The sequence below is a fragment of the Armatimonadota bacterium genome (assembly GCA_020354555.1).
In the GTDB taxonomy this organism is placed as follows: Bacteria; Armatimonadota; Hebobacteria.
Genome location: CP070648.1, coordinates 3,034,641 through 3,038,558, shown reverse-complemented (window position 1 = coordinate 3,038,558; position 3,918 = coordinate 3,034,641). Strand labels below are relative to the sequence as shown.

Genomic DNA, 3,918 nt, shown 5'->3' with positions numbered 1-3,918 from the left:
TCGAACCGTTTGCCCCAGGCAAGCTCGTGGATCGCACGACCTTCGGCGTCCAAGTCGGTGACGCGAGTGAGGACACGCTGACGGCGCTGCGGGAACTCGGGGTAGGCTCGGTGCGTCTGCAGGCTCGGTGGGGCGACGTATCGCAGACCACACAGGCTGTGACCGCGCTGCGCGGCGCGGGCTATGACGTGCTCGTGCGACTGAGCCAGCCGAAGGACGCATGGGACGACCTGGAGGCGTGGCGGGCATACGTCCGCCGGGCGTTCGAGGCGATGCGCGATGAAGCGAGTTGCTTCGAGATCGGCGCCGCCCCCAATCGCATCAAGTGGGCGGGATACGAGACCTACCACGACTACGCCGCCGCGGCCCGTGTTGCCGGCGCCGTCGCCCGCGACATTGGCGTGCACACCGCGGGGCCCGCAACCCAGGACTTCGAGCCGTACTGGACCGCGGCGGCGCTCGCCGATTTCGCGGGCTTCGATGTCCTGTCCGACCACCTCTACACCGACCGCAGCGGGGAGCCGGAGAATGCCGAGGAGGGGGTTTTCGATATCGTCAACAAGATGCGCCTGTTCCGTGCGCTGGCGCAGGTCTACGGGCAGCGCGAATTCTGGTCCACCCAGTTCAACTGGATACTGGACGTGCCGGGCGGCGAGCAGTGGGCGGCGCGGTCTTCCCTGGTGGACGAGGAGCGCCAGGCGGATTACTTGGTGCGCTACTACGTGCTGGGACTGAGCAGCGGGTTCGTCGAGCGCATGTACTGGTTCGTGCTGCGCGGCAGGTTGACGGGGCTGCTCGATGATGACGGTTCCGAGCGGCCCGCCTTTGAGGCCTACCGGCACATGACGAGGCAACTCGCCGGAGCGACGTTCCGCGGGCGGATGGAGTCGCCGCCGTGGGTCTATCTCATGTCGTTCGACAAAGGCGGCCGACGGTTGGTCGTCGCATGGACGCGCGACGGCAAGCGGCACCGGGCGCGGCTGCCCGCGCTGTTGGTGCGCGATCGGGACGGCGCGATCGTCGCCGGTCGGAGGGACGAACTGGAGGTGGGCCCGAGCCCGATCTACGTGACGCTGGGCGCACCGGCTTGTCGCGAGCGTTGACCAGGGGTATCCGCTAGGGGCGGCCGGGCTCGGCGGGACGTGGAGGCTTGCCGAAGAGCACCGCGTCCATGGTGCGCAGGATGATCGCCGCATCGAACAGCGGCCCCGCACGTTTCACGTAGTACAGGTCGTACTGGATCTTGTTGCGCACGTCGTCCATCTCGCGGTCGTAGCCCTGGTTGACCTGCGCCCAGCCGGTGATGCCCGGCTTGACGGCGTGGCGCTTGTCGTAAGCAGGCAGCGATTCCAGGAAATCCCGTGCCAGCTCCGGGCGCTCCGGCCGCGGGCCGACGAGGCTCATATTGCCGCGCAGGACGTTGAACAATTGCGGCAGCTCGTCGAAATGCAGCGGCCGTATAAAGCGCCCCAGCTTGGTGCAGCGCGGATCATCATCCCGCGCCCAGACCGGCCCCGTTTCCTCCTCCGCCTCCTCAATCATCGAGCGGAACTTCAGCATCTGGAAGGGCCGGCCGTCGAGCCCCAGGCGCTCCTGGCGATAGATCGCAGGCCCGCGTGATTCCAGTTTGATGAGCGCGACCAGCACGGCCATCAATGGCAACGCCACGACAAGCCCGGCGCATCCGACGCACAGGTCGAGCATACGCTTGAGTGCGGTGTTTACCCGCGAGGCCGGCGGCGCTACGGCGTCGGCGTGATCCAGCAGGACGCGACCGGTGACGCACTCAAGGAGATCGTCGAGCGACAGCGGATTGAGCCGACCCCACGATTCAGGAGATGCCTGCCCGTTGAGGTAACACGCGACGTCGGCGCCGTGAGTGACCGCCGCGCGCTCGACCGCAGAAGCATCCCGACCGTCCACAACCGCCGCGATGCGCCATTCCGGCCAGTAGTGCCGAACCCAGACCGCGAGCCGTTCTTCGCCGACCGCGTCCGCGATCACGATCGGCTTGTGCCTGCGCGCCGCCGCCCATCGCCAGCCTCCGCGTAGCGCGAGGCCGAAGACGAGAGCCGCGAGGGGCAGAGCAAGCAGACGCAGTGGAGTGATTAGGGCAGGAAGCCAGGCGGCGGCCGCCAGGCACAACACGGAAGATGCCATCCACGTCTTGGCCGCGGCCGGAACCAGGCCTGAGGGATCGGACCACCACCTGTGATCGCACAGGCGAAAGGCGACGGCCGACACGAGCCACGCGGCGGCGGCGATGCCAATGCCGAGAGCGCCCGTTCCCAGGAGCGCTCCCGCAGCCGCCACGGCGACCGCATCAGCCCAGCAGAACAGAATGGGGCGACTTTCGCTTGAATGGCGCATCAGATACGGCTGTCTCCCCTGACGCCCCCATCCCTGTCGCCTCCGTGACAGAGAACCCGCACCGCACCACCGGAGCGCGCCGGCTCATCACACCGGTTGCCGGTCACCGGCACAGCGACCGAGCGGACCTCACGCTCCCCGTCGCACCGCCGCGTGAGTTGATTGGTACCACTCGATCATCTCGACCAGCCCCTGCTCCAGCGAGATCTGCGGCACGAACCCGCCCGTGACTTGCCGCAGCTTGGTCGTGTCCGCCGCGCGCCGCCGATAGCCCTCCGGAAGGCTCGTGTCGTAGAGAACGCGTGGCTGCTTGCCCGTCAGTTCGATGATCTTGCTAAGCAGTTCCTTGATCGTCGTTTCCTGGTCGTGCCCGACATTCACCGGATCGGCCGCGGGGTATTTCTCGGTCACCAGCTTGATGCCGCGCGCGAAGTCCTCGGCGTGCACGAAGACGCGGCTCTGGTCGCCGCTGCCCCACACCACCACCGGGTCGTCGCCGTCAATCACCTTGGCGATGAGCGCCGGAATGACATGGGACGTCGCGCGGTCGTAGTAGTCGCGCGGCCCGTAGGCGTTGAACGGACGCACGATGGCGATTTCCATGCCGTATTCGGCGGCGTAGTACTGCCCCTGCTTTTCCGCCATGCGCTTCGCCCAACCGTAGCCCTCGTTGGTCGGCTCGGGGGTGCCGCGGTCGCCCTCCGATTCCGGCGTCGGGATGATCGCGTCGTGGGGGTAGATGCACGCGGTGCTGACGACGCAGTAACGCACGACGTCGTTGAGCCGCGCTGCATCCAGCGTATTCGTATTGATGAGCACGTTCGAGGCGTACATGTCGCCGTGGTGGTAGCGATTGTACTCGATGCCGGTGACCTTGGCGGCCATGTTGATGACGCACTCCATGGCCTGGGTCGTGCGCAGGCACACGTCGCGGTCGCGCAGGTCGCCCTCGACAAACTCGATGTCGCCGAGGACCGCCTCCAGGTTGCTCAGGCGACCGCGTTCGAGGTTATCCACCACGCGGACGCGCGCGCCGTCCTCGACCAGCATCTCGACAAGGTGGGACCCGATGAACCCGGCCCCGCCGGTCACCAGAGTACGCCTGCCTTCCCAGAACGACATCCCGTGTGCTCCTCGAAAACTCGCTCGGAATCCGTCTCTCGACGTGGGGACTGCTCTCGACGAGAGCGTGACGCTAGATTATATGGCCGCCGCAAGCGCGTGTCAAGTTGGCCGGCGCAAGTGACCCACTGCGTCCGCGACACCCCGGATTGCGGGGCGCAAGCATCTTGACGGAATGCGCCGGGATGGGTAGCATCTGACTGCAGCCCTTTGACGGGCAGCCCTGGGGCTTGCCCAGATGCGGTGCGTCGGCTGACGCCAGATGTGTCCCGCCGCCCGCCGGGCTTGGATGACGCCGCCTCGCGCGGCCAGGTAACGTTGACGTGTGACCACGGGGAGGTCACCGTGGCGACTGGGCTGAGTCGCGGAGAACTGCAGACCAACCGCAATGCGGTCACGATTTGCGGCCCGCATGCCTGTTCCGGC

The 3,918-nt window shown here is 67.0% G+C and carries 3 protein-coding genes; 1 reads left to right on the top strand and 2 read right to left on the bottom strand.

What is annotated here, in order from left to right:
• Positions 1 to 1,103: hypothetical protein (locus JSV65_12440; protein ID UCH33377.1), on the top strand; the 1,103-nt coding region annotated here is incomplete at its 5' end.
• A gap of 13 nt (positions 1,104 to 1,116) precedes the next feature.
• Here the strand turns inward: JSV65_12440 and JSV65_12435 are convergent.
• Both JSV65_12435 and JSV65_12430 read right to left on the bottom strand, forming a co-directional pair.
• A complete protein-coding gene (locus JSV65_12435; protein UCH33376.1) occupies positions 1,117 to 2,370 on the bottom strand; it encodes a sugar transferase in 1,254 nt (417 codons plus the stop codon).
• A gap of 129 nt (positions 2,371 to 2,499) precedes the next feature.
• Complete coding sequence (locus JSV65_12430) at positions 2,500 to 3,492, bottom strand: NAD-dependent epimerase/dehydratase family protein (GenBank protein ID UCH33375.1); 993 nt, start codon at positions 3,490 to 3,492, stop codon at positions 2,500 to 2,502.
• Between the last annotated feature and the right edge of the window lie 426 nt (positions 3,493 to 3,918).

What these genes read in the sequence shown, in the direction of transcription:
- JSV65_12435 (UCH33376.1), bottom strand. Translation starts at nt 2,370, where the DNA reads ATGCGCCATTCAAGCGAAAGTCGCCCCATTCTGTTCTGCTGGGCTGAT.
- JSV65_12430 (UCH33375.1), bottom strand. Translation starts at nt 3,492, where the DNA reads ATGTCGTTCTGGGAAGGCAGGCGTACTCTGGTGACCGGCGGGGCCGGG.